The sequence below is a fragment of the Arthrobacter oryzae genome, assembly GCF_037911235.1.
GTDB classification, from domain to species: domain Bacteria; phylum Actinomycetota; class Actinomycetes; order Actinomycetales; family Micrococcaceae; genus Arthrobacter; species Arthrobacter oryzae_E.
The window spans coordinates 37,989-64,846 of the sequence record NZ_JBBLYW010000021.1 but is presented as its reverse complement, the minus strand read 5'-3'; the positions used below and the strand labels follow the sequence as shown (position 1 = coordinate 64,846).

At 65.8% G+C, this 26,858-nt stretch carries 22 protein-coding genes and 2 pseudogenes; 11 read left to right on the top strand and 13 right to left on the bottom strand.

The genetic code is table 11. The annotated features are described in order from the left end of the window. Positions 1-13: 13 nt before the first annotated feature. Complete coding sequence (locus WMN78_RS06630) at positions 14-1,657, top strand: arabinogalactan endo-1,4-beta-galactosidase (RefSeq protein WP_340532767.1); 1,644 nt, start codon at positions 14-16, stop codon at positions 1,655-1,657. A 66-nt stretch (positions 1,658-1,723) separates the two neighbouring features. Here the strand turns inward: WMN78_RS06630 and WMN78_RS06625 are convergent, their stop codons facing one another. The 3 genes from WMN78_RS06625 to WMN78_RS06615 all read right to left on the bottom strand — a co-directional run bounded on the left by WMN78_RS06625 (position 1,724) and on the right by WMN78_RS06615 (position 4,528). Continuing rightward, on the bottom strand, positions 1,724-2,269 hold the full coding sequence (locus tag WMN78_RS06625; protein WP_340532766.1) for a GNAT family N-acetyltransferase: 546 nt from the start codon (positions 2,267-2,269) through the stop codon (positions 1,724-1,726). 121 nt (positions 2,270-2,390) lie between these two features. Then, positions 2,391-3,074, bottom strand: coding sequence for an excalibur calcium-binding domain-containing protein (locus tag WMN78_RS06620; RefSeq protein WP_340532765.1), 684 nt, complete (start codon positions 3,072-3,074; stop codon positions 2,391-2,393). 47 nt (positions 3,075-3,121) lie between these two features. Then, on the bottom strand, positions 3,122-4,528 hold the full coding sequence (locus WMN78_RS06615; protein ID WP_425341124.1) for a GmrSD restriction endonuclease domain-containing protein: 1,407 nt from the start codon (positions 4,526-4,528) through the stop codon (positions 3,122-3,124). A gap of 336 nt (positions 4,529-4,864) precedes the next feature. Between WMN78_RS06615 and WMN78_RS06610 the strand changes: the two genes are divergently transcribed. Further along, entirely contained in the window at positions 4,865-5,947 is a 1,083-nt protein-coding gene (locus WMN78_RS06610; RefSeq protein ID WP_340532763.1) for a glycerophosphodiester phosphodiesterase family protein, read from the top strand. Positions 5,948-6,020: 73 nt separating this feature from the next. Here the strand turns inward: WMN78_RS06610 and WMN78_RS06605 are convergent, their stop codons facing one another. Next, positions 6,021-7,853 (bottom strand): hypothetical protein, encoded by a 1,833-nt coding sequence (locus WMN78_RS06605; protein WP_340532762.1) that lies wholly within the window; start codon positions 7,851-7,853, stop codon positions 6,021-6,023. Between the two features lie 341 nt (positions 7,854-8,194). On the opposite strand from WMN78_RS06605, the gene WMN78_RS06600 reads away from it, so the two are divergent. Together WMN78_RS06600 and WMN78_RS06595 are read left to right on the top strand one after the other, a co-directional pair. Further along, positions 8,195-9,928 (top strand): RecQ family ATP-dependent DNA helicase, encoded by a 1,734-nt coding sequence (locus tag WMN78_RS06600; RefSeq protein WP_340532761.1) that lies wholly within the window; start codon positions 8,195-8,197, stop codon positions 9,926-9,928. 128 nt (positions 9,929-10,056) lie between these two features. Next, positions 10,057-10,524: an SRPBCC domain-containing protein gene (locus WMN78_RS06595; RefSeq protein ID WP_340532760.1), complete on the top strand. Its 468-nt coding sequence runs from the start codon at positions 10,057-10,059 to the stop codon at positions 10,522-10,524. 8 nt (positions 10,525-10,532) lie between these two features. On the opposite strand, the gene WMN78_RS06590 is transcribed toward WMN78_RS06595, so the two are convergent. Together WMN78_RS06590 and WMN78_RS06585 are read right to left on the bottom strand one after the other, a co-directional pair. Continuing rightward, positions 10,533-12,065, bottom strand: coding sequence for an MFS transporter (locus WMN78_RS06590; RefSeq protein WP_340532759.1), 1,533 nt, complete (start codon positions 12,063-12,065; stop codon positions 10,533-10,535). 234 nt (positions 12,066-12,299) lie between these two features. Further along, positions 12,300-12,800 carry a mycothiol transferase gene (locus WMN78_RS06585; protein WP_340532758.1) on the bottom strand — a complete coding sequence of 167 codons (501 nt, stop codon included), beginning with the start codon at positions 12,798-12,800 and terminating at the stop codon, positions 12,300-12,302. Positions 12,801-12,970: 170 nt separating this feature from the next. Here WMN78_RS06585 and WMN78_RS06580 point away from each other — a divergent pair, with 170 nt between their 5' ends. Together WMN78_RS06580 and WMN78_RS06575 are read left to right on the top strand one after the other, a co-directional pair. Then, positions 12,971-13,294, top strand: a complete 324-nt coding sequence (locus tag WMN78_RS06580) for a hypothetical protein (RefSeq protein WP_340532757.1) — start codon at positions 12,971-12,973, stop codon at positions 13,292-13,294. A 61-nt stretch (positions 13,295-13,355) separates the two neighbouring features. Further along, positions 13,356-13,868 carry a DinB family protein gene (locus tag WMN78_RS06575; protein WP_340532756.1) on the top strand — a complete coding sequence of 171 codons (513 nt, stop codon included), beginning with the start codon at positions 13,356-13,358 and terminating at the stop codon, positions 13,866-13,868. 105 nt (positions 13,869-13,973) lie between these two features. Here WMN78_RS06575 and WMN78_RS06570 read toward each other — a convergent pair. After that, a pseudogene (locus WMN78_RS06570) lies at positions 13,974-14,831 on the bottom strand (serine hydrolase domain-containing protein); the annotation flags it as partial. Between WMN78_RS06570 and WMN78_RS06565 the strand changes: the two are divergent. From WMN78_RS06565 to WMN78_RS06555, 3 genes and pseudogenes are all read left to right on the top strand, one after another. Continuing rightward, positions 14,796-15,983, top strand: a pseudogene (locus WMN78_RS06565) (carbohydrate ABC transporter permease); the annotation flags it as partial. The pseudogenes WMN78_RS06570 and WMN78_RS06565 overlap by 36 nt on opposite strands. Before the next feature lie 145 nt (positions 15,984-16,128). After that, positions 16,129-16,914, top strand: coding sequence for a carbohydrate ABC transporter permease (locus WMN78_RS06560; protein WP_340532859.1), 786 nt, complete (start codon positions 16,129-16,131; stop codon positions 16,912-16,914). Next, positions 16,911-18,563, top strand: a complete 1,653-nt coding sequence (locus WMN78_RS06555; protein ID WP_340532857.1) for an alpha-amylase family glycosyl hydrolase — start codon at positions 16,911-16,913, stop codon at positions 18,561-18,563. Before WMN78_RS06560 ends, WMN78_RS06555 begins: the two co-directional genes overlap by 4 nt. A 71-nt stretch (positions 18,564-18,634) precedes the next feature. Here WMN78_RS06555 and WMN78_RS06550 read toward each other — a convergent pair whose 3' ends face one another. Continuing rightward, a complete protein-coding gene (locus WMN78_RS06550; protein ID WP_340532755.1) occupies positions 18,635-20,242 on the bottom strand; it encodes a hypothetical protein in 1,608 nt (535 codons plus the stop codon). A gap of 277 nt (positions 20,243-20,519) precedes the next feature. Between WMN78_RS06550 and WMN78_RS06545 the strand changes: the two genes are divergently transcribed. Continuing rightward, the gene (locus WMN78_RS06545) at positions 20,520-21,269 is read left to right on the top strand and encodes an ArsR/SmtB family transcription factor (protein ID WP_340532754.1); all 750 of its coding nucleotides are present in this window, start codon (positions 20,520-20,522) and stop codon (positions 21,267-21,269) included. A 90-nt stretch (positions 21,270-21,359) separates the two neighbouring features. Here the strand turns inward: WMN78_RS06545 and WMN78_RS06540 are convergent, their stop codons facing one another. Beyond that, positions 21,360-21,680, bottom strand: coding sequence for a GYD domain-containing protein (locus WMN78_RS06540; RefSeq protein WP_340532753.1), 321 nt, complete (start codon positions 21,678-21,680; stop codon positions 21,360-21,362). Positions 21,681-21,913: 233 nt separating this feature from the next. Between WMN78_RS06540 and WMN78_RS06535 the strand changes: the two genes are divergently transcribed. Continuing rightward, the gene (locus tag WMN78_RS06535; RefSeq protein ID WP_340532752.1) at positions 21,914-23,167 is read left to right on the top strand and encodes an MFS transporter; all 1,254 of its coding nucleotides are present in this window, start codon (positions 21,914-21,916) and stop codon (positions 23,165-23,167) included. 95 nt (positions 23,168-23,262) lie between these two features. Here the strand turns inward: WMN78_RS06535 and WMN78_RS06530 are convergent, their stop codons facing one another. From WMN78_RS06530 to WMN78_RS06515, 4 genes are all read right to left on the bottom strand, one after another. Then, positions 23,263-23,700 (bottom strand): ester cyclase, encoded by a 438-nt coding sequence (locus WMN78_RS06530; RefSeq protein WP_340532751.1) that lies wholly within the window; start codon positions 23,698-23,700, stop codon positions 23,263-23,265. A 79-nt stretch (positions 23,701-23,779) separates the two neighbouring features. After that, positions 23,780-24,622: a DUF2182 domain-containing protein gene (locus WMN78_RS06525; RefSeq protein WP_340532750.1), complete on the bottom strand. Its 843-nt coding sequence runs from the start codon at positions 24,620-24,622 to the stop codon at positions 23,780-23,782. A 13-nt stretch (positions 24,623-24,635) separates the two neighbouring features. Then, positions 24,636-25,253 (bottom strand): DUF1326 domain-containing protein, encoded by a 618-nt coding sequence (locus WMN78_RS06520; RefSeq protein ID WP_340532749.1) that lies wholly within the window; start codon positions 25,251-25,253, stop codon positions 24,636-24,638. A gap of 207 nt (positions 25,254-25,460) precedes the next feature. Next, complete coding sequence (locus WMN78_RS06515) at positions 25,461-26,819, bottom strand: MFS transporter (RefSeq protein ID WP_340532748.1); 1,359 nt, start codon at positions 26,817-26,819, stop codon at positions 25,461-25,463. Between the last annotated feature and the right edge of the window lie 39 nt (positions 26,820-26,858).

Genomic DNA, 26,858 nt, shown 5'->3' with positions numbered 1-26,858 from the left:
CAGGGAGGACGACATGAAAAGGCACCACCCAAAAGCCCACCACCCAAGAAACAGCAAACGACGCTCTGCGGTGGTGGCAGCTTCGCTCCTTGCGGTTGTCTCGCTGCCCGTCGGACTTGGGCCGGCCGTAGCGGAAAGCCCCGGCACCCGGGCGGAAGGCGCCGTTGTCAACGGTGATTTTTCGCTCGGGCTGGACGGCTGGAAGGTCACGGGCGACCCCGCATTCTCCACCGCTGTGGCGGAGGCGGGAAATGCCCAACTAAAGCAACAACTCGGCGCCGACGGCACGGTGAATCTTCGCCAGAAGACCGGCGCCCTGGCCGAGGGCTGGTGGACCGTCTCGGCACGCGTGAAGGCTGAAGGCACTCTCGGCGCTTCACGGATCGCGTTGAAGAACTGCGGCGTCGACGGCGAGACCGTGCTGCCCTCCACGGCCCAGGACGGCGCCTGGCTGCAGATCTCGGCCGACGCGTACGTCACGAAGAATTCGTGCGAGATCGTGCTCGAAACCCGCGGCACCACCGGTGACTGGGCCGCCGTCGACGACGTCACGCTCACCCCCGGATCCGTCCAGCGGGCAGTCAGGGGCGCTGACCTCTCCAACCTGGCCAAGAACGAGGACATGGGCGCTGTTTACTTTGACTCGAACGGACGGCAGGTGGACGCGGTGGACGCCTTCGCAGATGCCGGGGCGAACATGGTGCGGCTCAAGGTATGGGTCAACCCCGCTGACGGCTACAACACCACCGATGAAGTAGTGGCCACGGCCAAGCGTGCCAAGGCTGCCGGCATGAAGGTCCTGGTCGACTTCCACTACAGCGACCGCTGGACCGACCCCGGCGCCCAGGGGATGCCGGCCGCCTGGGTTGGCCTGAGCCCGCAAGGAGTGGCGGACGCTGTGTATGCCCACACGTTCGAGGTGCTGACCGCGCTGAAGGACGCCGGCGCGACCGCGGACTCGGTGCAGGTGGGCAACGAAATCAACCCGGGCATGCTGTGGCCGCTGGGCCAGACCTGGGACGTCAACCCCAGGGACGACGTCAAGGGCGCGCAGTGGGACAACCTGGCACTGTTCCTCTCCGCCGGCTCCCGCGCCACCAAGGATGTCGACGCCGGGACGGACGTCATCCTGCACCTGACCAACATCAACAACGGCATCGGCGGCCTGACCTGGTGGTACGACGAGGTCACCAAGCGGGGCGTCCAGTTCGACACCATCGGGCTGTCCTACTACGGCTTCTGGCACGGCTCCATGGCCGACCTGCAGCACGCCATCACCACACTGTCCGCCCGCTACGACCGCGACGTCATCGTCGTCGAAAACTCCTACCCGTTCACGCTCGAAGACGACACGGTAGATACGTGGGAGAACGTCATAGCCCGCGAAAACCAGCTCATCCCCGGCTACCCGGCCACCCCGGAGGGGCAGGCCGCGAACTTCCGGGCCGTCCAGGACGTCGTGGCATCTGCACCGGGCGGGCGCGGACTCGGCGTCGTATCCTGGGAACCTGCCTGGACCGCCGTTCCGGGCAACGGCTGGGATCCTGCCGACCCCACCACCGGTAACGCGTGGGAGAACCAGGCCATGTTCGATTTCGACGGCCGGGCCCTACCTGCCCTGCAGGAATACGCACCGGATCCGGAGAGCAAGCACTAATCACGACGACGCCGGGGCCGCGCCCTCCTCATTGGTGGGTGCGGCTCCGCCCCGACATGTCAGTACTCATAACCCGCCTGGCTCAAAGCGCGCCACATCAATCCAGTAGCGCCGAAAATACCGCCCGTTCCCGCCCATCCTCACATCTTCGAGCAGGCCTCCGCAGCGCTCGATGGTCTTGGCGGACGCTGTATTTGCATCATCGCAGGTCAGAAGAACGCGATCAGGCTCTCCCTGCGCAGCCAGACCAGCACACACTTCATGCAGGGCCCACGACGCCGCCCCTCGCCCACGGTCGGACGGTCGAACCCCGTATCCGATATGCCCGCCCGAGTTCAAGAGGGCCGGGGTGAGGTAGTGGCGGAAAGCAATCGCTCCCACATACCGCTGGCCCCCTGTGATCCAGCGATAGCTGCAAGGAACAATGCCGCCTACCTCGGCAACTCCTTCAGCACCCGCCAGCCTGCGGACCCAGGCAGCGAACCCCTCCGGGCTGGTGATGTCGTCATCCGGCAACAGCCCGGCACCGTCTTGATGGGCGCCGCCCCACTCGCGGTGGGACTCGGCAAACGACGGGTAGAAGGACGCATCCGGGACAACAAGTTCAAACATGCACACGACCCTACGTGTTGCCAGTGCGCTAGCCCGGTTCATTGACACCGGTCGCGGGGCGGGAAAAGCCGTGGATACCTCCGGAAAAGAAGGTACCCACGGCTTTTCACTGCGCCTGAACCTATTTATCGCACCCGACGCCGTCGCCGTCCCGATCGAGATGCTTGCCATAACCAGGCGCACCGGCATAAATCGGTGCGGCTCCGGCTGCACGCGCCGCAGTGCAGTTGGCGTACTGGACCGAGGAAGGCGCCGGAGCAACCGGCACCTGCGGGGCCGCCTGTTGCACCGGCGCCTGCGGGACGGCCTGCTGCGCCGCCGCTTGTTCGGCCGCCAACTTCGCGGCAGCAGCATCTGCCGCAGCCTTGTCCGCAGCCGCCTTCTCAGCCGCAGCCTTGTCCCCAGTCACCTTCTCAGCCGCCGCCTTATCAGCGGAAGCCTTGTCAGCGGCAGCCTTTTCCGCCGCGATCTTTTCGAGGCTCTTGACGCCGAGGTGCACGGTGGAGTCCTTAGCCACCTGCGCCCCTTCCGCGGTGTCCTGGGACGTCACCTGCCAGTTCTTCTTTGAAAAGATCGACTTGTCGTCGACGGTGTCCTTAGCCTTGACCTCAAGCCCGAGGTCTTCCAGTTGTTCCGTGGCTTTATCCAAGGTCAGGCCCAGCACGCTTGGGACCGTGACGGTATCAGCAACCGCTGCAACAGCGGTCGCGGTTGCAGTTCCGGTAGCAGTCGCTGTCGACTGCTTGCCGCCGCAGCCGGTCAGCATGAGCACGGTGAGCACAACAAGTGCCAGTGTCTTCTTCATTTTTCCCCCTTGGAAAGTTTGAAACTGTGGAGTGATGGAAATTTGGTCTAGCCTTCGCAGGCGATGCCGTCGGAGTCGCGATCCAGCGCCGGCCGGTAACCCGCTGACCCGGCGTACAGCGGGGCGGCACCTGCGGCTTTCGCCGCCGCGCAGTTGGCGTAGTAGGCGGCAGCCGGGGCCGGCGCAACAGGAACAGGAACAGGAACAGGAACCACCGGAGCCGGGGCCACCGGCGCGGGGGCAACAGGCGCGGGAGCCGGGGCAATGACAGCGGGAGCGGGCGCTGCCGGGGCAGGCACCGCCACAAAGGGGGCGGGCTCAGCGGCGGCCGGTGCCGGCGCGGCAGCAACGGGAGCCTGCTCATTCGTCGGCGCCAACTGGCCCGAGCAGTCGGCCAGGATCCTGGCCATCGCATCATGTTCGGCCTGGGTGACCCACAGGCTGTACGTAGCCTTCACGGAAATCTGCCGGGCAACGTATTCGCAGCGGAAGGACTTGTTCGGCGGCAGCCAGGTGGCGGCGTCGCCGGCCCCCTTCTTGATATTGGTGGGGCCGTCGGTCGCCTGCAGGTTCAGCGGATCGTTGGCAAAGGCCGTCCGCTGTTCCGTGGTCAGCTGCTGTGCGCCTTTCTGCCAGGCGTCGCTGAGGGCCACAACATGGTCGATCTGGACGGCGCTGCTGGTGGCACTCCCCCGCAGGAACTTGATGGTGGTGCCGGTGTACGGGTCCGCCAGCGTTCCGGACTGCACCTTGCAGGGCACGCTGTTGGTGTAGGTGATGCCCGTCAGGTCGCGCTTGAGAGTGTCGTTCCGGGTGTCGCAGCCGTTGCGGTCAACGTCCGCCCAGGCCTGCCCGAACAGTGCCCGGTCATAGCCCGTCTTCGGTGCCCTGCCCTTGATGGGAAGGGTGGCCAGCAAGTCAATCGCCTTTGTGGCGAAGGCGGGCTGCGTCTTCGGAGCCGTCACGCTGGCACCCTGCGCCAACAGGTAGGGGCTATCGGGGTCCAGCGGGGCGCCCGTCTCCTGGACGGCGGGAGCGGGCGACGGCGTCACTGTCGCTTCCGCCGTCGGGCTCGCCGCCGCTGTGGCTGGCGAAGCCGCGGTGCCCGATGAGGCGGCCTCAACGTTCCATTCAGAAGTACGCGGCGTCGCGGCGGCACCCGCGATAAAGAGGGCGAAGGAGACGGCCAGCGCAACCGCCCCCGCCTTCCGCTTGGCCGGGAGCCATGCCCAGGAACGGCGGCCGGTCGCCAGGACGTAGAGGCCGGTGAGCGCCAAGGAAATGGCCAGGAATACCAGCGCGCCCCCTAAACCGCTGCTGAACCACCCGATGACCATAAGCAGCGCCGTAAGACCTCCCACCACGAAAGTGGAAGCCCGCGGCTTGCGCGGCGGCCTCGGGCCGGGGCCCGCGCTGGTAGGTGCCGGACCGAAAAGGGTCTGGTAATTCGACAATGTTGCCCCCATAAATTAAGGCCCGGCGATGGCCGGGCCTTTTTCTCAAGCCGAAATGTTGCTCACCAGAAGCGTATTTCTCACCGTGCTAGGGAAAACGAAATCTGCGCCGATCCTCACATAACGTTGATTGAGTCTTGATCCAGCCTTGAGATTGCTTGTCATACTGCCGATTCCGGGCTTCATGATCCGGCCCACACGCCGCTGCAGATCATCAGCGTGCTTGTTAACCTCCCAGCCAACTCCCCGCACACCCCGCGCCATCTGGCCTCCGTAACGTGGCCGGGTCAGCCGGCGCAGCGCCGGCACCGGTCTCATCCAGGAGGAACCATTCCCATGCGCACAGTCCTGACTGCAGCGGCAGCCGCCGCCCTGATCGCCGCCATGGCGAGCCCCGCCGTCGCCGCCCCTACAAACAGTGGCGCAGGCACGGAACCCGGCACGCCGTCGTCGAACGCTGCCGGAACCGCTACTTCAGCCCTGAGGACCAATGAGAGCAATGGCTCCTTTGACCTGCAGTCCCACCGCGGCGGCCGCGGCGAATGGACCGAAGAGTCCCTGGCGGCCTTCGGCAACTCGCTGAAGCTCGGGGTGACCACCCTGGAGCTGGACACACACCTGACCGAGGACGGCAAGGTGATCATCTGGCATGACGACACCATCCAGGCCAACAAGTGCACCGACACCGCCCCCGCCACCGCCGGCGACCCCGAATTCCCGTACGTGGGCGACCGGGTGGCCGAGCTGTCGCTGGCCCAGGTCAAGACGCTGAACTGCGGCTTCACCCAGCTGCCCGGCTACCCGGAGCAGCAGGTCATCGAGGACAACCGGATCGCCGAGCTCAAGGACGTCTACCAGCTGGCCCGCGACCACGACGCCGAGAAGGTCCGCTTCAACGTGGAGACCAAGGTGAAGAGCAGCGAGATCGGCGGCGGAGGCATGGTTGCCCTGACCGAGGCCGTGGTGGCCGAGATCCGGGCGTCAGGCATGGCGGACCGGACCACCGTGCAGTCCTTCGACTGGTCCTCGCTGAACCTGACCAGGAAGATCGCCCCGGAGCTGCCCCTGGTGGCACTCTCCAGCGGCGATGCCTGGCTCCAAGTGGGCCAGGCCGGCGCCAGCCCCAACCTCGGCGGCATCGACATCGACACCTACGGCGGTTCCCTGGCAAAAGCCGCCAAGGCCCAGGGCTACGACGTCATCTCCCCCGCGTTCCGCTCCGTCACGCCCCAGATGATCGCCGAAGCCCACGAACTCGGCCTGCCCGTCATCCCCTGGACCGTCAACACCACGGCCGACATGGCACGCCTGATGGACCTCGGCGTGGACGGCATCATCACCGACTACCCCACCCGCCTGCGCACCCTCATGGAGCAGCGCGGCCTGAAGCTCCCGAAGGCGTACGCGCTGACCAGCTAAATCTTCAGTCCCCGGTATCGCGCAAAAAAGGGAGGGAGGCGGCAAGCCGCCTCCCTCCCTTGGTTGTTCCTCGTTACGGATCCTTGAAGATCCAGAGGCCGCTGTCCCTGTCGCTCGCGAGGACATAGGTCATGCCGTCCTCGCCGACGAACGTTTCCACACCCCAGAAGTCATTTCCTGCCGGGTCGAGGTATCCGCCGACTTCCACCAGTTCACAGGTGGCAGTGTCAGCAGGGTTGCTGCACTGGATCTGGACTGCCCGGAGGCCGCCGGAGTAGTACGACAGGTACGCCAGGGACGGGTCCTGGGGGTCCACGGCTACCTCGTGGACGCTCAGGTCCCCGAAGCCAAAGGCAAATGCCGGGTCATGGGCTTCCGGGATGGCATAGGTGTCCAATTCCTCCAGCGTGTTGGCGTCCAGAAGGTGGACGTAGCCCCAGCCGTCAAAGACCGAACCCACTTCAATGTCCGCGCCTACGGTCCCGATGGCCAGGTTTTCAGGGTAGGTCCATGGCGCGTCCAGGGGTGCCAGGTCGAAGAGCCGGTGGAAGGCCGCATGGGTGGTGCAGACGGCGACGATCTCGTCAACGAAGGCGCCTGAGCCGCAGAACGGCTCCCCTGACAAAGCCTCACCGCTGTGATGGTTCACGAAGAGCACGGCGTCCCAGCCCGCAAGCGCTGCCTCATGTGCCTTCTCGCCGGGGAAGCAGGCTGCTTCCGTGGCACCAGAGTCGCCGACGGGACCTCTCTGGAGCACAAGGGTGGTTTCCTCACCGGGTTCCAAGGATTCCACGTACCCCGGGATGCTCGCTGGAGTGGGAATGGCTGCAGAGTCCGGGCAGCCGTAGCCGCCATAGACCACGGGGCCGTTCAGGGTCAGGTCGTCCAGAACGGCCGGGGCTTGACCGCCGGAAACAATCGCCGAGGGATAGGTGCCCTGATGGGCGCCGCTGGTGATAGTGAAATCGTCGGTACGGTAAGGGGCGAAGTCCTCGTCCGTGCTGATGATGAACCGGTTGTCGGCCGTAAACTCCCCCTGATGGGCGTTGCCCTCAGGGGTGAGGGACACTCCCAAGGATTCAAGCAGCTCGGGGTCAACGGCGGCGAACTCCGAGTCGCCAAGGAACACGGCATTCGCGGGATCATCGACGTTCAGGAGAACGTAGCCACCGTCCCAGTACGAGAGCAGCATGATGAACTGACCGTTGATTTCCTTGACCACCATGTCATGCAGGAAGGAATCGGTAAGTCCAAGTTCGGGTTGCTGCACGTCGAAATCGTTGAGGTCGTATTCCGCGATAAGACGTGGCCGGTGCGGGTTGGTGATGTCCAGAATGTCAACATCCGTGAACTCTTCGTTGTCAGTGACCACCACGTAGGCGTTGTCCCCTGCGTCCCAGGCAAAGGCGCTGTGGATCTCGTTGGAATCACTGCTGCGCGGTTCGTGGTCGCCGAAATTCTCGGACAATTTCTTAGGATTCAGCGGGTCCGTAACGTCATAGAGGGAAACCCCGCCTTTGCCATTCTTGCCGCACGCTTCGTTGTTCACCACCAGGACTTCACCGCTGAAGTTCGCAGTAGTGACTTCCACTACCTGCAGGCCCTCTCCCGGGCGGGTGTCCTGGTGCGACGGGATAAACCCGATCTGTTTCGGTTCCGATCCTGCGGGCGCGGCCTGGTCCACGCTGGTGATGTCAACGATGTAGACGCCGGCATCCGGGCTGGTTTGTCCGCCGGTTTCCGGCCCTGCACAGTCGGGCTCGCCCCAGTTGGCGAGAAAGGCGGTGTTGCCGTCCGGCGAGACACTGACGTCTGCGATCAAATCGGGAGTGTCTGTCAGGTCGACGACATCCACGAGTTCAATTTTGCCGGACGCCCCGGTCCCGATGAGATGTCCGTCGTCCATACCGTGCTGGCCGTCCGGATGCGCTGTCGCGCCTGTCAGCCCTAATGCTGATAGCGCCAAAGTTGTTAATGCTGAAAAAAAGACCAATCTGCTGCATTGTGGCATGCTTCGCCTCCAGCTGAGTTTTTTATTGGGCCCCCCAATGGCGCTCAGCCTAAACCTGCGTTTATCCAATGTCTAGAGAATTCCCAGCCTCTTCTCAGGTTCTTGAGGTATGAACCACTGTCCGCTGTCCGATTCTCCGCCTACCAACCTCAGCGCACCTGCGGACGCCGCGTTATGCTGGACCCCTCGGCTGAAGACGCCCGGCCGTCGGATCGCACCCCCACGGAGCTGCCATCATGACCGAGGCCCCCGCCGTCCCTGCTGACACCGTCCCCTCTGAGCCTGTCCTGCGCACTGACACGGCCCCCGACCCCGACGCCGGCCTCCGCCAGCTCGCGGCGGACACCTTCGGGCTCCCGCACCTCCGCGCCGGCCAGCTCGCCGGCATGGGTGCCGCCGTCAGCGGCAGGGATGTCCTCGCCGTGATGCCCACCGGCTACGGCAAGTCCGCCATCTACCAGGTGGCGGCCCTGCACCTGCACCGAAACGGCGCAAGGCGCGCTCCCGCCGTCGTGGTTTCCCCACTCATCGCCCTGCAGGAGGACCAGCTGGACGGCCTGCTGGAGACGCTCGGCGGCGGGGCCGCCGTCGCCATCAACTCCGGCCATAGCGATGCCGAAAACAACGAGGCCTGGGCAGCCGCCGAAAACGGCGACGCTGCCTTCGTCTTCCTCGCCCCCGAACAGCTCGCCAAGACGGAAACCGTGGAACGGCTCGCAGCGCTGGACGTCCCGCTGTTCGTGGTGGACGAGGCGCACTGCGTCTCCTCCTGGGGCCACGACTTCCGCCCCGACTACCTGCGCCTCGGCGAGGTCCGCGAGCAGCTGGGCAACCCGCCCGTCGTCGGCCTCACCGCCACCGCCTCTCCCCCGGTGCGCGACGAAATCCAGCAGCGACTGCGCATGACGGACCCGCTGGTGCTGGTGCACGGCTTCGACCGGCCCAACATCCGGCTGGAGGTCATCCGCCACCACACGGACAAGGACAAGCGCCGCGCCGTGATCCAGCAGGTGGCCGCGCTCAAAGGCCCCGGACTGCTGTACGCCGCCACCCGCAAGGACACCGAGGCCTACGCCGCCAAGCTCACCGGCCTGGGCCTCCGTGCCGAGGCCTACCACGCCGGCCGGAAGCAGAGCGAGCGGGACCACGTCCACGAGCAGTTCCTCGACGACGAGCTGGACGTGGTGGTGGCCACCACCGCCTTCGGCATGGGCATCGACAAACCCAACGTCCGCTTCGTCATCCACGCCGACATCCCTGATTCGCTGGATAGCTACTACCAGGAGATCGGCCGGTCCGGGCGCGACGGCCAACCCGCCTCCGCCGTGCTCCACTACCGCTCCGAGGACCTGGGCCTGCGCAAGTTCTTCGGCACCCACTCCCCGGACGAGGAATCCCTCCTGGCCGTCCTCCAGGCACTGCGCGCCGCCGGCGGGCCGGTGAAGCAGAAGGCCCTCGCCGAGCAGACCGGATTCTCCCCGCGGAGGCTCACCGGACTGCTGAACCAGCTGCAGGAAACCCGCGCCGTCAAGGCCGGCAAGCGCGGCATCCGGCTGGAAGCGGGAGCCAAGCTGCCCGCAGTGGTGGCACGCGCCGTCGAACATTCCGAAGCACGCCAGCGGGTGGACCGCTCCCGCATCGAGATGATGCGCGGCTACGCCGAGACCGACGCCTGCCGGCGCCAGTTCCTGCTGGGCTACTTCGGCGAGGACCTCCCCGAACCCTGCGGCAACTGCGACACCTGCACCGACGGCTCCGCCTACGAAGAGGATTACGACGACGCCGCCGCGGCCGCCGCGGGCGGGGAACCTTTCCCGCTCCAGGCCTCCGTCGTCCACAAGGAATGGGGGCCGGGCCTGGTGATGAGGCACGAGGACGACGTGATCACGGTGCTGTTCGAGCAGGAAGGCTACAAAACGCTGTCCCGCCAGGCCGTGACGGAAAACGGGCTGCTGATGCTCGCGACGTGAGCCTTCTCGAGAATGGCGGCAGTCATGACGAAGATGCCAGGGCGCTGATCGCCAAAGCGGGTTCCCCCGTCCCGGCGGCCCGGCCGGGTGCCCTTCCGTTAGCGTCCGCCGGGTGCCAGAGTTGAGCAATGACTGAGCAAACCGGGAACGCGGAAACCGGCGGGCTGATCCTTAACCTGGAGTGCATCCTCGCTGCTCCCCCGGAAGACATCTTCAGGATGCTGACGGACTCCGACGCACTGTCACAGTGGTGGGGTCCCCACGGCTTCACCCTTCCCGCCGTCGACCTCAACCTCACGGAGGGTGGCCGCTACCGGTTCCGCATGACACCGCCGGACGGTGAACCGTTCCACCTCGCCGGCGAATTCCTGGAGATCGATCCGCCCTGGCGGCTGGTGTACACCTTCCGCTGGGAGGAACCCACGCCGGACGACCGGGAAACCGTCGTCGACCTCGCACTCCACAGCGACGGCAAGGGCACCCGCCTGGCGCTCTCGCAGGGACCGTTCCTGACGGAGGAGCGTCTGGCCCTGCACCGCAGCGGCTGGACGGAGTCTTTCGAGAAACTGAGGGCAGTACTGGACAACCGGTCCTGAGGCACCGGTCAACCACCCGTTCCCGTACGCCCCGCGTGCGAGGCCCGCGCGGCCTCGTAGCTGCTGTCGAAGGGCAGGGTGTCCATATCCAGCAGCGGGTTCCCGTCCTGGGTGGCCACCAGCTCGCGGGCTGCCTCGTCCGAGTCCACGCTGGGCATCGACCCCGGCAAGTGCCGGCGGGCGGATTCCGGCAGGAAGTAGATGGTGACCATGGCCACCGCCGAGGTGGCCATGAGGTAGTAAGCGGGCATCATGTCGTTGCCAGTCGCCTGGATAAGGGAGGCGATGATGAACGGCGTGGTGCCTCCGAAGATGGCGACGGCGAAGTTGTAGGCGATGCCCATGGCCCCGTAGCGGTGGGCCGTCGGGAACAGCGCCGGCAACGCAGACGCGAGGTTGGCCACGTAGAACGTCACAGGGAAGGCCACCAGCGCCAGGCCCGCGAGGGTGGCCGGGACGGTTCCCACCGCGATCAGGCTGAACGCGGGGATGGCCAGGACCACTGTGCTGACGGCGCCGATCCACAACACGGGGCGGCGTCCGATCCTGTCCGAGAGATGCCCGGTGAGCGGGATGCACAGGGACATGACCACCAGGACGGGGATGGTGAGCAGCGTTCCGTGGATCTCGTCGTACCCCTTGTTGCTGGTCAGGTACGTGGGCATGTAGGAGGTGAGGGCATAGCCCACCGTGTTGGCGGCCGCCACGAGGATCATGGCCAGCACGATCCTGCGCCAGTACGCCCCGAAGATTCCTGCCGGGCCCATGGCACCGAGCACCTCCCCGGTCTCCGGGTGCCGGGCTGATTCCTCTTCCGCTTCCAGGGTTGCCTGGAACACGGGTGACTCCTCGATTTTCATCCGGAAGTAGATCGCCACAATGCCGAGCGGACCGGCGATCAGGAAGGGAATGCGCCAGCCCCACGCTTCCATCTGCTCCTGGCCCAGGGTCAGTTGAAGCACCGAGACCAGCGCCGCTCCCAGGGCAAAACCCAGGTAGCTGCCCATGTCCAGGAAACTGGCGAAGAAGCCTCGGCGTTTGTCCGGGGAATGCTCACAAACGAACGTGGTGGCTCCGGAATACTCGCCGCCAGTGGAAAAGCCCTGCACCAGTTTGGTGACCACCAGAAGGACGGCGGCCCAGATGCCCAGCACCGCGTAGCCCGGAAGAAGGCCGACGGCGAACGTCGCGGCCGCCATCAGCATCAGGGTCATGGCCAGCACTTTCTGGCGGCCGATTTTGTCCCCCAGCCAGCCAAAGAAGACGCCGCCCAGGGGACGTGCGATGAACGTGGCGCCGAAGGTCCCGAGCAGGAACAGGTTCTGCACGGCTTTGTCCGCCTCGGGCAGGAACACCGGACCCATGGTGGTGATCAGATAACCGAACACACCGACGTCGTACCATTCCATGGTGTTGCCGACGATGGTCCCGCCGAGGGCCTTTTTCAGGGTGTGACGGTCAACAACTTTGACGTCCGCGACGCGGAGGCGGCGGATTTTGGGAGGCTGCATATTCGTTCCTCCACAGGAGGTCGTGGCCATCCCCACGTGGCGCCGTGATTGGCTTCGGGTCTGCGCAGTTGGCGAACCCAGGTGCCCGGCAATCGTGCCGGGCTTTGCGGCTCAGCGGTAGTGCTTCACCCATCTTCGCACCGAGGTCCGGGCACATCAATGAATACGGTCCCCTCGGGTCTGCATCAACCCCGACCCGGACCTGGAGGGCACCTGGCTGGTCAACATTAACCTCACCGCCAAGTGACTTCTCCGCACGGTCAGTTAGTGCTTCAGCCCTTTCGCGTAGGCGGCCTGCCCCACGTGCTGGAGGCAGTCGGCAATCGTGCTCACCAGCCGAACGCCGAGAGTGACCGGCGGGTCCCAGCGGGTGTCAACGATGCGGTCGAAGTCCTCGTCGTCCAGGGTCTGCAGGAAGTCCGCGGTCTGCCGGTGAACGGCGTCATAGTATTCGAGCAGCAGCGCCGGCGGGGCCTTCACCGAATCGACCTGCACGCTCGAATGGCCGTAGCCGGTGTCACGCTCGCGAAGCGGCAGGTTGAAGCGGTCCACAAATCCCTGCGAGCTCCAGACCTGTTTCAAACCTGCTGCGGCGGCGACCTGCGCATCCTCCACCCGGCCAAGGTGCCAGACCAGCCATGCAATCGAATTTCCGGTGCCTGCGGGCCGGCGCACCAGGAGGTCGTCATCCACGTCGTCAAGAGTGTCCGCCACAGCCTCCCGGATCCGATCGAAGGCGTCCAGCAGCAGTTCGTTGGATTTCATCGGGTCCCCTCAGTCTGCGGTTTCGGTGAGGCCCATGCTCGCACGGAAGCTGCGCCACGGGATAGGCCCAACCTGCAGCTTCCACGGTTCGGCCGGGACGGGGCCGGACCCCAGGACCCGGGGACGGGGACGGACCCCAACGCCGCCCGGACGCGCGGGATAATGGAGCTATGACCGACCAGGATCAGGACCGGGATCCGTGGGAAGAGTTCGACAAGCTCCCGCCCGCAGGCCCCGACCGCGTTGCGGGGCTGCCCGGCGGACAGCCCCTGGGCTTTGGCTTCCGCACCGGCGTGCGCAGCGCCAGGGTGGCCTTCGGATTCGCCGTGTATGCGCTGGTCCTCGGAACCGTGCTGGTCCTCACCGGCGCAGTCGTCTTCATCAGCCAGGGGCAGTGGCTGCTGCTAGGGCTGATGGTGCTGATCGAGGCGGTCTTCGTTGTCGCCTTCAGCCAGCTGGTACGCCTGGCACGCAACCGGCGCTCGGCCCAATAGCAGGGACGGCAGCGGGTCCCCGGCCGTTGCCCTGCACCGGCGGCCTTGCAATACTTCACCCATGCCTCCCCTCCCCGCCACGTTCGCCGAAGACGTCCTCCACCAGCCGGCCCGCGTCCAGTTCGAAGCATTCCTCAACGAGCACCGCAGCATGCTCAACTCCTCCCTGGACGGACTCACCGAGGAGCAAGCGCGCCAGTCCTTGGTGCCGTCACGGACCACACTGCTGGGCCTGGTGAAACATGCCATCTTCGTGGAAAGGGTCTGGTTCGACGAAGCCATCACGTGCCGCCCGCGCGCCGAGATCGGCATCCCGGCCACACCGGATGAGTCGTTCATCCTGGACGAGTGCGACACCGTCGCCACCGTCCAGCAGGCCCACCGCGAGGCCTGCGACGCTTCCCGCCGCGCCACCTCGGTCCTGGACCTCGACGACGTGCTCCGCGGCAACCGCCGCGGCCCGCTGCCGCTGCGCTGGGTGTACCTGCACATGCTGCGCGAGCTCGCCCAGCACTGCGGGCACGCGGACATCCTGCGCGAACAGATCACGGCCGAACGAAACGCCTCCACCTAAGCGACAGCTGCCGTTAAGGACTTCTTCCGCAAGTCCGGTCATCTCCAAAGCGATCGCGTTGGCGTCTTTGGACAACGGCGACGGCGGGTAAGCCACTGCCAGGGCAAGCCGCCGGCTCCCGTCGGCACTGGCCATCGCGACGGTTCCGTATCCTGGCACGTCGCCCACATAGCCGTTGTAGAAGCCGTTCGTGCAGGTGTCGTTCCATTGATGCAGGCCTAGACCGTATTCGGCGTAGACGGGCGCCAGCATCTCCCCCACCAGACCGCGGCCCACCAGCCGACCATTCAACAGCGCGTCGAAGAACGTGTTGAGGTCCGTCACCGTCGACACAAGGCCGGTGGCCGCGGAACCACGGTGAAGGGCGGCGTAGGTGGTGTCGACGGGTTCACCGTCGACGAGGCTATAGCCGTGGACCATGCCCTCCGGCACCGACCCGTCGTCCGACAACCGGGTACCGCCAAGCCCCAGGGGCTGCACGACGTCGGCCCGCAGGACGTCAGCCAGCGGCCGCCCCCGGAGTCGTTCGACGATGAGGCCGAGGGCAATGTAGTTCGAATTCGAGTAGCTCAGGCCCTGGGCGCTGCGCTTGTGCCAAGGGAGCGTTGCGGCCAACTCAAGCCTCTGTTCAGGACTCATCCGGGTGGCGAGGGCCTGCCGCGGAGGAACGGAATCCAGCAGGGCGGCGTAGTAGTCGGGCATGCCCGAGGTGTGGCCGAGGAGCCGCCGCACTGTGAAGGGCTCCGGCTGGTGGAGCAGGCTGCGGAGCTCCGGCAGGTAGGTGCTGGCCGGTTCGTCAAGGGAAAGCCTGCCTTCCTCGGCGAGTTTCAGCACAGAGACTGCCACGAGGGACTGCGTGATGTGGCCGACGGGAACGGCGTCGGTGGCCCGGGCAGCTTCCCCCGCCGGGTTCCGGACACCCGCGGCATGGGTCCAGACCTCCGCGCCCACATGCAACTCCATGAGGACCGCGGGAGCACCGGCGTCAATCAGCCCCTGGCTGTATTGCTCGAGTTGCGCCCTCACCTCTCGAGTGGCTCCCGACGGCGGCCCGGACGCGGTGGGCGGGGAGGTCGACGTCGGCAATGCCGGCTCCGTGGGGCCCGGCACCGGGCCGACGGTGCATCCGCCCAGCACCATGGAGGTTACAACCATGAAGGCAACGTGCGCAGCACGGATCCACGATCCGCCCACCTGAGCCACAGCCATCGGACAACCTTCTGCCTGTCGGTTCGCAGCGTGCCCGGAAGCAGGGCTGTCCCGACACTTTTTATGCTCCCATGCACGTTACGGGAGTCAATATTCGGCGGCACAGCCGCTCCAGCGTCGTCAGAGCTCCGCGCAGTCCGCATGGCCGCCATGCTGCTCTCCCCCACCCTCCTGGTGCTGGCCCTGGTGATCGTGTACCCGCTCATCTCGGCCATCCACCAGTCGCTCTTCCGCGCCGAATCCGGCCTGGACGCGGATGGCTTCGTCACCGAGGGCGAGGCCTTCGTGGGCCTGGCCAACTACGCGGACCTGTTCGTGGGCGAATCCGGCAGGCGCTTCCTGAATGCCTTCGGCAACACCACGTTCTTCACCGTCACCACGGTGCTGCTGGAGACCGTCCTTGGCTTGTGTCTGGCGCTGGCCATGAACCGGGCGTTCCGCGGCCGGTCCTTCCTCCGCGCCAGCATCCTGGTGCCGTGGGCCGTGCCCACCGCCGTCTCCCGCCTGCTGTGGCGCTGGATCTTCCAGTCGGACGGCATCGCCAACACCCTGCTGGGCAGCGAAATCCTTTGGACCGCCGAGGGCACCGCCTCCAAGCTGGCCGTGATCATCGCCGAGGTGTGGAAGACTGCGCCGTTCATCGGACTCCTGGTCCTGGCCGGCATGCAGATCATCCCCGAGGAAGTGTACGAGGCCGCGAAGATCGACGGGGCCGGCTGGTGGCGCCAGCTGGGCTCCATCACGCTCCCCCTGGTGAAGCCGACGCTCCTGGTGGCCGTGCTCTTCCGTATGCTCGACGCGCTGCGGATGTTCGACCTCCCGTTCGTCCTCATCGGCCCCGGCAAGGAATCCGTGGAAACCCTCTCCATGCTCGCCTGGGACGAGTCCAACCAGCTCCGCTACGGCTCCGCGTCCGCGTTCGCCGTGATCCTCTTCCTGTACGTCGCCGTCGTCGCCATCGTGTTCGTGAAGGTGCTGGGCACGGACGTCACCGGTGCCAAAGAGTTGGGTTCCAAGCACCTGGCGCTCCTATTCCGTTTACGCCGGGCTGGTGCTGATTTTCGCCTACTGCCTGGCGCCGTTCTACTGGATGATCGTCTCCAGCCTCCGCCGCACCGCGGACATCTTCGACAACACCCTCCTGCCCGCGCCGTTCTCCCTGGAGAACTACGTCAAGGTGTTCGACGGCTCCACCATGTTCGGCCAGGCCCTGCTCAACAGCTTGATCGTGGCCGGCACCACCACGGTGTTCGCCCTGGTGCTGGGTGTGTTCGCCGCCTACGCCATCTCGCGGCTGAACTTCCGGTTCAAGTCCGTGATCCTCGGCGTTATTATTGCGACGTCGATGTTCCCCGGCATCTCGGTGGTGGTCCCGCTGCTGAGGTTCTTCACGGACCTCGGCTGGATCAACACCTACCAGGCCATGATCATCCCCAACCTGTCCTTCGCCATCCCGCTCGCCGTCTGGAACCTGACCACGTTCATGAAACAGCTGCCGTTCGACCTCGAGGAAGCAGCGATGATCGACGGCTGCACCAAGTGGCAGGCGTTCCGGAAGGTGCTGCTCCCGCTGGCCGCGCCGGGCGTGTTCACCACCGCCATCCTGACGTTCATCCACAGCTGGAACGAGTTCATCATCGCCCTCTCGATGATCAACGATCCCCGGATCCAGACCGCCACCGTGGCAATCTCCAAGTTCACCGGCGCCACCGAATTCCAGGCGCCGTTCGGCGAACAGATGGCTGCCGGAGTGATCGTCACCGTCCCGCTGGTGATCATGGTGCTGGTCTTCCAGCGCCGGATCGTGGAAGGCCTCACCGCCGGAGCCGGCAAATGAGCGGTTCGCTTTCGGAGGCCGCGCCTTCTTCGGGGGCGTCACCGGAAGCGCACGACGGCGGGTGGTGGCAGTCCGCGGTCATCTACCAGGTGTATCCGCGCTCCTTCGCGGACGGCAACGGCGACGGCGTGGGCGACCTCGCCGGCCTCACCGCCCGCCTGCCGTACATCGCCTCCCTCGGCGTGGACGGTATCTGGATGACCCCGTTCCAGCCCTCCCCGCAGGTGGACCAGGGCTACGACGTGAGCGACTACTGCGGCGTGGATCCGCTCTTCGGCACCATGGCCGAGTTCGATGCGCTGCTGGAGCTGGCCCACTCGCTGGGCCTGCGGGTATTGCTCGACGTCGTCCCGAACCACTGCTCCTCGGCCCACCCGCTGTTCCAGCAGGCTCTCGCGGCCGGGCCGGGGTCGCCGGAGCGGGAAATGTTCCACTTTGTGGAGGGCCGCAGTTCCACCCCGGACTCCCTCAGCGACCTGCCGCCCAACAACTGGCAGAGCGTGTTCGGCGGGCAGGCCTGGAGCCGCGCCGCGCCGGGTTCGCCTACGGATACCGAGTGGTACCTGCACCTCTTCTCCGCCGGGCAGCCGGACTGGAACTGGCGGAACCCGGCGGTGGGCGACTACTTCGAAGGCGTGCTCCGCTTCTGGTTCGACAAGGGCGTGGACGGCCTCCGGATCGACGTCGCGCATGCGCTCTTCAAGGCAGACGGCCTGCCGGACGCACCGTCCGCCACCGCCGTGGTGGACGGGCTCCGGTCCAACCCGCTGGTTTCGGACCAGGAGGAAGTTCACGAGGTGTACCGCCGCTGGCGCACCCTCGCAGAGAAGTACCAGCCGCACCGCCTGCTGGTGGGCGAGGTCAACCTGGAACCGGCCCGCGCCGCCCGCTACACCCGCGCCGACGAGATGCACCAGGCGTTCGCTTTCGCGTTTGTGAAGCTCGGCTGGGATGCCGCGGCCTGGGCTTCCGTGGGGGCGGAGCTGGAGGCGGCCCGGCAGCTCCACGGCGCGGCGCCGAGCTGGGCGCTGGAGAACCATGACATCGTCCGCGCCGTGACGCGGTTCGGCGGTGGCGAGCCGGGGGTCCGGCGTGCCCGGGCCGCCCTGCTGGCACTGCTCGGCCTGCCCGGCGCTGCCTACATTTACCAGGGCCAGGAACTCGGACTACCCGAGGTGGACGTCCCGGTCGACGCCCGGGTGGACCCGATGTGGGCCCGCGGCGGCATCACCCGCGACGGCGCCCGCGTCCCGCTCCCCTGGACCGAGGACCCTGCGCTGAACCACGGGTTCTCGATGGGTTCGTCCGCAGCCAAGCCGTGGCTGCCCCAGCCCGAGGACTGGGGCAGGCACGCGGCCGAAACCCAGCAGCAGGACCCGGGTTCCACGCTCGCGCTGGTGACTGCCGCCGTCGGACTCCGCCGCCAGTTGTGGGAACAGGGCGTGTTCACCGCGCACGACGGCGGCAGCTGGCGCGTGGAGGCAGGGAACCTGCTGATCTGCGAGCGCAGCCCGCGGTTCCTGGTGGCGGTCGCGATGGGAACCGAGCCGGTGCGGCTGCCCGCCGGGACCGTGCTGGCCAGTGCCGCGCCGCTGGAAACCGACGGCTGGCTGCAGCCGGACAACGCCGCCTGGGTGCTGCGGGACTGAGGCCAAAGACGAAGAGGCCGTCCATTATCCTTTCGGGAAGTGGACGGCCTTTGCGCCGCAGCCGGCAATCGTCAGCTACGTTTGATTTTTCTGCTGAATACAATCCAGAAAACGCATGCCAGCACCGCGCCAATGCCCAGCCCAGTGGGCACCATCCAGACATCCGGCCAAGGTTGCTGGAACTGCGCCACTGTGAGTCCGATAGGAACAGCGAACGCCAGGATGGCCAAAGCCATCAGGAGCCAGTTCATAGTGGATTCCGCGTCTCGAGCGACCGTGTCATTGGCCTCGGTGAGTTCTGCCCTTGTGCTCGCCAAGCGCTGTTCTGTGCGGTTGGTGCGCAGCGCAAAGTCGTAAACCTTCTGGAGTGCTCCATCCGTGGACACGATGCCACTCCAGTGCATCTGCTTGAAGGCACTACTAACGGGATCTGCGACAAGAAATCGTCCCAGCCTTCCTGCCCGCCGCGGCTCTTCGACAGAACCCGCTTCAAAGAGTCCGTTATCTACCGCGGTGATCAGCGATCCTTGCATTTCGCTCAGTAGATAAACATCCCGGTAGCGGATGAAATCTCCCTCTCCTTCGTGCACAACCACCAATCCTGACGATCCGATCCCGATTATTGCGGCGTCCCTGGGGAGGTGAATATAGCTGTCCTCTGCTCCGCTTTGCGTCGCAGCCAAGCTATCTATGCGTCCGTCGAGATCCGTCAAGAGCATGATTTGTCGGATTCTGGCATCTATCCCCATGTTCTCCGTCTGGGCCAGCTCAGCATCGTCGGAAAAATCGTCGCCCAGGATTATCTGAGTCATTAGCTTGCAGGGCGGCAATGTGCCGTCGTCGGGAGCAATATGGGCAACGGGCTCGAGCAGAGCTTTATAGAGTCCGTAGACCTTGGACCGGACCTCGTTTTGGGCCGTCGTCCGACCCGCCTGCGAAGGTAGGCCCGACGCGTCCTGCGGCATCTGATTCAGATCGACTCGAGAGGCTGCGTACTCCATATGGGAGTCCATTCGATGGGCCATCCCTGAGCTCGGCTCTTCAGAGGCAGCGACCGGACGTTCGCCTTCAGATTCCACCGCATCATGCAGGATCTCGTCTTCCAAGAGGCAAAGGATGTCGTCCTCATCAAGACCATCGAGCGCGTCGATCCGGACTCTGGAGGACAAAGTCGGATAAAGCGCGAGGTCCCGAAGGACGGACCGCAGCACTTCGAGTTCCTCGAGGATCACGTCCGGCATGTGAGTCGGAATGTATAAAAGGAACCGGATGACCGCGATTCCGTTATTTTCTGTTCCGTCGTGAATCCGTATCAAGTCAATGCCGTCGAGTCCAACCACTCGCTGGGGACCAAGATCAATTTCATCTCCACGGTCATTGTCCAAGGCAGTGCCAAAGCGAGCATCCAATAACTTACGCAGCTTGGGGTCCGCGTCTTCGGGGTTGTGTGGATCGAAATAGTCGTCCCCAGGACGCCGATACCATCGGCGTCCGTCGGTCGCCGGAGAGAGCCAGTAGCTCAACCGCTTGTCGAGGGCCTTCCACTCAACAGGTGCATTCGGGTCGTTCTCGTCGTAGCGACTGGGCAGCCGACCGGCGTGCCAGCCTCTTCCTGTGCTCGGATTCTCCGTGATCGACACGGGAACCATGACGGCAATATCTATATGGTTGATCCCCATTTAGGCCCAGTTTCCAATTTAAAGTGGGGACGTCAACCCGACGTAGAATTCAAGTCCCCCAAGAATGAATCAAATGCGTCGGAGACAGCTAAACACTTGCTGACAAATAATCCAAACTTTCAGGCGTGGATGAATTCTGAAGGATTCGGACGTTCATTCGAATTGGCCTATCTCGTTATGTCCACACACGATGGGCGTTGCGCAGGAACAAGAGACCGATCCGGTTTGTGCCGTCCAGCTCTAGACATGTGACCAATTAGTCACCTATTCTGGAGTCGTGGACGCAGTATTCAAGGCCTTGGCAGACTCCACCCGCCGCGATCTCCTGGATGAGCTCTTCCGGAACGACGGGCAGACGCTCCACGCCCTTGAGGCCCGCTTCGACATGACACGCTACGGCGTGATGAAGCACCTCAAGGTCCTGGAGGAAGCCGGTCTGGTGGTGACCCGCCGTCGGGGGCGCGAGAAACTCCACTTCCTGAATCCGGTGCCCATCCGCCTGGTCCACGACCGCTGGGTGAGCAAATACGCCGAACCATGGGCCGCTGGCCTCAGCGACCTCAAAACCAGATTGGAAAGTCCCATGGAAAAGATCTTCGAAATCTACATCAAGACCACCCCGGAACGGCTCTGGGAGGCCATCACCGACGGCGAGATCCGCAGCAAGTACCAGTTCGGATCCGTCATCACCTCGGACTGGACGCCGGGCAGCCGGTTCGAGATGGCACCCAGGGGCGGCGAGCTCCTGGGCGAGGGCGAGAACCTGGAAGTGGACCCGCCCCGCCGGCTGGTCCAGAGCATGCGCGCGCTCTGGGGCGAGGACGTCAAAGCCGAAGGGACGTCGCGGGTCACCTGGGAGATCGAGCCGGTGGGCGATTCCTGCCGCCTGACCGTCACCCACGACCAGCTCCGCGAAGGCGCCAACGACCAGCTCTTCGGCGGCTGGCCGATGATCCTCTCCGGCCTGAAGACCTGGCTGGAAACGGGCGAGCTCCTCACCACTCCCGGCTCGCTGATGTACACCTGAGGCTGGCAGTGCTGCGGCGACCGGCGGCACCCAAACCGGGTGCCGCCGTCGTGCGTCGCTGCTGCCCTGGTCCCCTACTGCCCTGCTCGCCTACTGCCCGGGCGCCCGGTACGCCGGCGTCTTCTTGGCCGCCTCGTCGATGTCTTCCGGCGTCAGGAGCGGCTTCAGGCGCACGTTCACGGACCCGGTCGAATTGATCATCAGTGAAAGCGCGGCGGCGTCGGCGTGGCTGGGAGCATCGAAAACGCCCAGGACGTCAGTGTCCCCGAAGGCGTAGTAGAAACAATCGAGCGATCCGCCGACGGATTTGAGGGCCTCCACCAGCGCGTCACGACGCTTGCTGCCGCCCTCGCGCATGAGCCCCTTGATTCCCTCGCCCACGTAGTTCGCTTCGAACAGATATTTGGTCATGGTTTTTCCTGTCTTGGAGCGGGTCCCCGGATTGGGGCCGTGGGCACAGCGTAGGCTCCTGTCACCGGGCTAACAATGGGTACTGCAAAGTCGGCCAGCGGCGTCTACAGGACCGACCTAAGGCAGGGTCTGACAGACCCTGCCTCGCGTTCCATAAGTCAGGTAATTTGAGTGGAGGACCCCGGCAACCGGCGCCGCGTTCCTCCCCACTCCCTGAAAAGGATCCTTCACCCGTGTCTCCCGCGACCTCCGCTTCCGCACGCGACCGCATGCCCTTCGGCGCGCTGCTGGTGCTGTCAATGATCGGCTTCACCGCCATCACCACCGAACTGCTGCCCTCCGGCCTGCTCCCCCAGATCAGCTCCGGCCTCAACGTGTCCGAACCCGTGGCCGGCTACCTGACCGCCGGGTATGCCGCCATCATCGTCGCCACGGTGATCCCGGTTTCCATGCTGCTCTCCCGCATCCCCCGGCACACGCTCCTGGTGGCACTCGTCCTGACCTTCGCCGTCAGCAACGCCCTGGTGGGCCTGGTGTCCGACTTCGGCGCCGCCCTAGCTGCCAGGCTGGTGGGCGGCATTGCCCACGGCCTGCTCTGGACCGCGATGGCGCCCTTCGTGGCGCGCATTGTTCCCGCCCACAAGGTGGGCAAGGCGATGGCCATCGTCTTCAGCGGCAACAGCCTGGGCCTGGCCATCGGCGCTCCGCTGGGGACCGCCCTGGGCGGGCTGATCGGCTGGCGGGCGTCGTTCCTCCTGCTGGCGGGCACCGGCGTCGTCCTCGCAGGACTTGCCCTATGGCTCCTGCCCGCCGTGCGCCGGGTCCCGGACGCCCCGCGCCCGTCCCTGCGCAAGGCGGTGGGCCTGCCCGGGGTGAAGTCGGTGGCCATCGCCTGGCCGCTGATGCTGATGGCGCACTTCGCACTGTTCACCTTCATCGCGCCGTTCCTCCGCGAGGCCGGCCTGCCCGACTACAGCATCACCCTGTCGCTCACAGTCCTTGGGTTCTCGGGGCTGGTGGGCATCTGGATCGCCGGCATCACCGTGGACATGCGGCCGCGCCGTTCCCTGCTGATCACGACGGCGATCATCGCCGCAGCGTACGTCCTCCTGCCGCTGGGCGGGACCACCGTCCCCGGCGCCCTGGTGCTGATGGCCGTGTGGGGAGCCGCCTTCGGCGCGATCGGCATCTACAACCAGTCCGCCATCCTCCGCGCAGGCAAGGAATACCGCGAGGCTGCCAACGGGCTCACCGTGCTGACCATCCAGCTGGGCATCACCATCGGCGCACTCTACGGCGCGGCCGCCCTCACCACCCTGGGGCCGCTGATGGTGCCGGTCGCTGCTGCGGTGCCTGTCGTCGTCGCCCTGGCGATTGTGGTGGCCGGACGCAAGCACGCCTACCCGCCGGGACCGAAGGAAGCGGGCTTTGTTGCGGCCGTTGCACCGGCGCCAGCTCCCGCCGCCAAAGCAGCCTCGCGCGCATAAGGGTGCGGCACCGCCACGGGACGATGCCGCACGTGATGCCTCCCGCCGTCGGCTAGGAGCGGCGGCGGGAAACTCTTTATGGCCGGAAGCTTTTGTCAGCCAACACTCGCACCTGTTGGCTGGGCTCCAACCGCCCCGATCTGTTGCATCAGGCTCATCGTGTCGGAGGAACCCCAGTGCTCGGCCACCATCCCGTCCTGGATGCGGATGATGTCCGTGCTGCTGAACTGCACGCTCTTGCCGCTTGCCGGGATACCCATGAACTCCCCCTTGTGCGTGCCGGACAGCACCGCGCGAGAGGCCTCCAGGTCGCCGTCGGCCAATGCCGGATCCAGTGTGACGGTGAGGTCCGGGAACGCCGTGCGGATAGCGTTGATGTAGAACTTCACGCCCTCCTTCCCCTGCGGCTGGCCGGGCATCGGGTCCTCGTGGTCCTTCATGTCGTCGAGCACAAATTCATCGATCAGGGCCAGATTGCCGCCCGCCAGCACTTCTTCGTAAAACCGCCTGAGGAGTCCAGTTCCTTCAGACATTTTCGGCTCCTTTTGTTGGGTGAGACCGGTCAGAATCCCCCCGGCTCATGGCCGCCCCGCACCACGCGACGACGGCACCTTACATCCCCATCCCGTCCATGGTCACGGGAGTGAGGGCAACGCCGAGCGCAATCACCGCCAGCGCCACCGCCACGGAGCGGTTTGCCAGCCGCTTCCAAGGCAGCATCTTCTCCCCGGCAATGAAGGCCCCGATCAGCGCCATCCAGCCGATGCTCATCACCCCGAGGGCGAACAGCGCCACCATCAGCGCCCAGCAGCACGCAACGCACCAGGCACCGTGCTCCACGCCCATGACCAGCGCGCCCCGATAGCCGGGCCGCATGCGGTGCAGGATGAAGTCCATGGGCGTCCGGCATTTCATCAGGCTGACGTTCTTGGCGGGCGTCAGCTGGTAAACCGCCGCCATGAGTATGACGCCCACCGCCAGCCAGCGCCCGCCCTGGTCCGAACCGAAGAGCCCGGGAGCGAGCGACGCGACCGACATATACAGGGAATAGGCCACCATCCCGAAGACCGTCCACGCAAGCAGGTAACCGGCCACGAACACGGCGGTTGCCCCGGCGGGCGCGTACCTCCCCGTTTTGCGCCGATGCTGCTGGATCCGGTCGTACGCCACCACCATGGGCGCCACGGACGGAAACATCATGGCGGCCAGCATCACCACCCACGTGGCAACGAAGAACCCCAGCGGCCCCGGGTCCGTCCAGCGGCCCATGTCCATCCCGCTCAACTGGGCTGAGGTGAAGACCCAGCTCGCCGCGGCCAGGACCAGCAGGACGGCGACGAGCCCAGCCTCCCGCGGATCGATCCGGGAGGCCGCTCTGGCGGAGGGCGACGCTGCCCATGAACCCGCGGCGGACCCGGGCGCGGCAGCTCCCCTGAACAGCTTCCTGTGATACATCGGCCGGCCGGACTTAGCCGCGGCCCTTGGGGGCGCCCTCCGCCATTTCGCTGGCGAAGCTGAAATCGGACGTCTCGCCGTAAACGCCGTCGAACTCCAGGCCGAAGAGGTCCGGGTGTCCCGGTCCCTTGCCGATCCGGAATTCGGGCGCAAAGCCGTACATCGCATTCTTCACGGTGGTTACGCCGCCGTCGGGTCCGGGCAGTGGCTCGAACGTAACCAGCACACGGCCCGCCACGGAGCCGGACGGAGTCTCCCCGTCGGAGAACGTGACACTCGCGCGTTCCAGGCCCAGCCATTCCCCGTACAGCGCCGCCAGGTCGCCGAACGGTCCGCCGGCCTCACCCCGGAGGATGCTCCCGAGGGCGCTCACCTGCGCATCGGACGCGCCGTCGTCGACGACGGCCCCGACCTTCCAGCCGCCTGCGGTCAGGTGGGAGGGGAACCAGTTGGCGAACGCGAAGTCGACGCCGGACAGGTCCGTGTCATCCATCTTCCCGCTCGCGATATGGAAGACGTTCAGGCCGCGGCATTCGCCGTCCGGTCCGGTCGGAGCACTGTCCACAGGGCAGGGACAGATCAACTGGCAACTGCAGCTGCCAACGTATGTTCCGGAAATTTCCCAAGACATGGGACCCTCCTCGCTGGCGCCGTCGCCAAGCAGAAGCGGCCCAGAGTCAGCGCCGAGAATTGTGGAAACAGGGCGGAAGGCCCCGTTAAGGCAGACAATATTCCCGCGCCATCTGCGTGTCAATACGGCGTGAAAACAAGGAAATCGGGCCCGGATGGTGCCCTTCGGAGGGCACGTGTGGGGCCATTCCGGCCCGCGCCCCACAGCTTATTTCCGTTCCCGCCACAGCAGCGTCACGCCGAATGCCACCGCACCGAGCACCAGCATGGTGATCACCATGAGGCCCCAGTTGGCCTGGTTGACGCCGGTGCCGTAGAAGATGCCGATCATCACGGTGGCCGTGATGGCGCCCAGGTACCGGCAGGTCTGGAAGATGCCGGCAGCCACCCCCCGCTCGGCCGGCTGGGTGGAGACGTACATGCCCTGGCTGGACGCGATGCTCACCACGCTCCACGGAATGCCCATCAGCGCCGTGAGCAGCAGCACCAGCGGGATGGCGAACGAGGCGGTCAGCAACCACATCGCTCCCGCGGCCGCCACCAGGAACAGCACCCCGGCAATCAGCACCCGCCGCACACGGAAGCGTTCGATGGCGCGGACAGCGAACGGCGTCGCGATCACGGACATTGCTGCCAGCGGCAGCATGAGGAGACCCACGACGCCGGGATCGTAACCGGCCGCTTCCTGCAGCAGCTGCGGCAGGCCGAAGAACGCGAAATAGTAGATGCCGTTGAACACCGCAAAGCCCAGGTAGACCAGCAGCAGCGGCCGGTTCCTGCCGAGCAGCCTCAGGTCCAGGAAGGGCGGGCTGAACTTCAGTTCACGCCAGACGAACAGCGCTGCCAGCACCGTGCCGCCGCCCAGCAGCAACCAGCGCGCGTCGGGCAGCACGTTCAGCAACGCCATCATGACCAGCGTCAGGGAGCCGACGAAGCCCAGGATGCCGGGGATGTCGGAGTCGCGCAGCAGTTCCGAGGCACTGCCGCGTTCCCGGTCCTCGTCCGCCGGGGCGTACTTCCGGACGATGAGGAGTGCCGCGAGCGCCAACGGCACGTTGATCAGGAACAGGGCCTGCCAGCCGACCAGGCTCACCAGCAGCCCGCCCACCACCGGGCCCACCGCTGCCGCTGAGGTGTTGGCCATCTGGATCCGGCCGAGCGGCCGGGTGGACTTCACCTTCGCCGTCCGGTCCAGCGCCCCGACGATGACGACGGCACTCGGGTACGCGGTGGCCGTGCCAAGGGCCATGAGCGCCCGGGCCACACAGAGGAGTGCGAAGTTCGGGGCGAACGGAGCCAGTGCGCAGGTCACTGCGACAAGCACCATCCCGAAGCTGAACAGGCGCCGCGGCCCGAAGCGGTCCGCCAGCTTGCCCATGAGCGGCTGGCCGGCCGCAGAGGTGAGGTAAAAGGCGGTGATCACCCAGGTGACCGTGGCGACGTCGAGCCCGAAGTCCGCGCGCAGCACCACCAGTGCCACCGCGATCATGGACGAGTTCAGCGGGTTCAGCGACGTGCCCAGGCTGAGGCCGGCAACGGCGAGGGCTGTCCGGGGTTTGTTGCTCACGGAAACAGTCTTGCCTACATGGGGCGCGAGGCCGAACTA